Origin of the sequence: Streptomyces sp. A1136, assembly GCF_004795055.1 — a bacterium.
Taxonomy (GTDB): domain Bacteria; phylum Actinomycetota; class Actinomycetes; order Streptomycetales; family Streptomycetaceae; genus Streptomyces.
Genome location: NZ_SSBJ01000294.1, coordinates 1 through 565, shown reverse-complemented (window position 1 = coordinate 565; position 565 = coordinate 1). Strand labels below are relative to the sequence as shown.

Annotated in this window: 1 protein-coding gene; it reads right to left on the bottom strand. The window is 73.6% G+C overall.

The genetic code is table 11. From position 1 onward, the window contains the following. Positions 1-522 (bottom strand): TetR/AcrR family transcriptional regulator (locus E6R62_RS38680; protein ID WP_136218028.1); only part of this gene is annotated, 522 nt, incomplete at its 3' end. Between the last annotated feature and the right edge of the window lie 43 nt (positions 523-565).

Genomic DNA, 565 nt, shown 5'->3' with positions numbered 1-565 from the left:
GAGCGCGGCGCCGTTCTCGACGGCGGCGAGAGCCGTGTGGAGCATTCCGGCGATCAGGTCCGCCGTGAGTGCGGGCTCGGGTACGTCGAGCTCCCGGACGGCGGCGCGGAAGGGTTCCACCTGTTCCAGGTGGAGCTCCATCAGCCGCTGCTGGCAGGCGGAAGGGAGGCCGGCGCCCATCAGCGCGGCGGCGGGGCGGTGCGCTCCTTCGGCACCGAGCCGGAGGCTCTCGCCGAAGAACGCATCGACGCGTTCCAGCGGACCGTCAGCAGCGGCCATCGCCTCGGTGAGTGCCTGGTTGGAGCGCCGGAAGGCTTCCTCCGTGATGGTGGCCAGGAGAGCCGCCGAGGAGTCGAAGTACTGGTAGACGCTGGAGCGGGCCAGGCCCGCGCGGGCGCCGACCGCCGCCGGTGTGACGGCGGCGGCGCCTTCGGTGACCAGGATGTCGATCGCCGCCCCGACCAGCGCCTCGCGCTGCCGGGCGCGGTGTTCGGCGACGGTGGAGGCGTTGATCTTCGGCATGCGGGGCGGACTCCTGGGGAGGGCGGGGGCGGGTCCAGGAGCG